This window comes from Melaminivora alkalimesophila, assembly GCF_000282995.1.
Taxonomy (GTDB): domain Bacteria; phylum Pseudomonadota; class Gammaproteobacteria; order Burkholderiales; family Burkholderiaceae_C; genus Melaminivora; species Melaminivora alkalimesophila.
Map to the genome: position 1 here is coordinate 1 of NZ_ALEE01000360.1, position 1,431 is coordinate 1,431.

Below are 1,431 nucleotides of genomic sequence, written 5' to 3' on the forward strand. Positions count from 1 at the left end.
GCCGCCCGCCGCGCACGCACCGCGGCCGCCAGTTCGGCCAGCAGCGGCACCGTCTGGTCGAAGCCGATGCAGGCGTCCGTGACCGACACCCCAGGCCGCAGCGGCTGGCCCGGCACGATGTCCTGGCGCCCCTCCTCCAGGTGGCTCTCGATCATCACGCCGGTGATGCGCGCGTCGCCGGCCGCGATCTGCGCCGCCACGTCGCGCCCGACCTCGATCTGGCGCGCGTGCTGCTTGCTGCTGTTGGCGTGCGACAGATCGATCATGACCTGCTCGCGCAGACCGCTTTTGGCCAGCAGCGCGCAGGCCGCCGCCACGTCGGCAGCGCCATAGTTGGGCACCTTGCCGCCGCGCAGGATGACGTGGCAGTCGTGGTTGCCGCGCGTCTCGAAGATGGCGGCCTGGCCCATCTTGGTCATGCCCATGAAGGCGTGCGGCGCGCGGGCGGCGAGGATCGCATCGGCCGCCACCTGCACGCCGCCATCCGTACCGTTCTTGAAGCCGACCGGGCACGACAGGCCGCTGGCCAGCTGCCGGTGGCTCTGGCTCTCGGTGGTGCGCGCGCCGATCGCGCCCCAGCTCACCAGGTCGCTGATGAACTGCGGGCTGAGCAGGTCGAGGAACTCCGTGCCCACCGGCAGGCCCAGCGCCAGGATGTCCAGCAGCAGCGCGCGCGCCCGCTCCAGGCCGTCGTTGATGGCAAAGCTGCCGTCCAGGTGCGGGTCGTTGATGAAACCCTTCCAGCCGACCGTGGTGCGCGGCTTCTCGAAGTACACGCGCATCACGACCAGCAGCTCGCCCGCCAGCGCGTCGGCCTCGGCCTTGAGGCGGCGGGCGTATTCCAGGGCCTCGTCGCGGTCGTGGATCGAGCAGGGGCCGACCACGACGATCAGCCGATCGTCCTGGCCAGCGAGCACCCGCGCGATGGCGCTGCGGCTCGACTCCACCAGGGCCTGGGCGGCCTGCGGCGTGGGCAGCCATTCCTGCAGCAGTGCGGGCGTGATGAGGGGACGCACCGCACCGATGCGCAGATCGTCGATGCGCGTGGTGTCGTGCGTGCCGAGGTCGGGAGAGGGGGAGCGGGCGGGACGGTTCATGGTGGGGCACATTGTCGCGCCCCCGGCTGGCCGCTGGCTTACGGCGCACTGGCGGCGCGGTTCGGGGGCGGCTCAGGGGCGCCGAAAGCGCGCGTTCTGCTGGGCCCAGTAGCGCGAGTCCAGGCGGTCCAGGCGCACCGTGCCGCCACTGGACGGCGCATGCACGAAGCGCCCTTCGCCGACATAGATGCCGGCGTGCGAGGGGCGCCCGCGCCCGAACACCACCAGGTCGCCGGTGCGCAGCTCGCCCGGCGCGACGCTCTGGCCGAAGCCGCTGAGCTGCGCCACGGTGCGCGGCGGCGCCACGCCGGCGCGGCTGGTGTAGACGTAGCCG

General features: G+C 72.7%; 2 protein-coding genes. Both read right to left on the minus strand.

Annotated elements, in window-relative coordinates:
* On the minus strand, positions 1 to 1,097 hold a 1,097-nt coding region (locus A612_RS06660), incomplete at its 3' end, for a 3-deoxy-7-phosphoheptulonate synthase (protein ID WP_019373732.1).
* A gap of 72 nt (positions 1,098 to 1,169) precedes the next feature.
* The coding region (locus A612_RS06665; protein WP_019373733.1) for a C40 family peptidase at positions 1,170 to 1,431 on the minus strand (262 nt) is incomplete at its 5' end.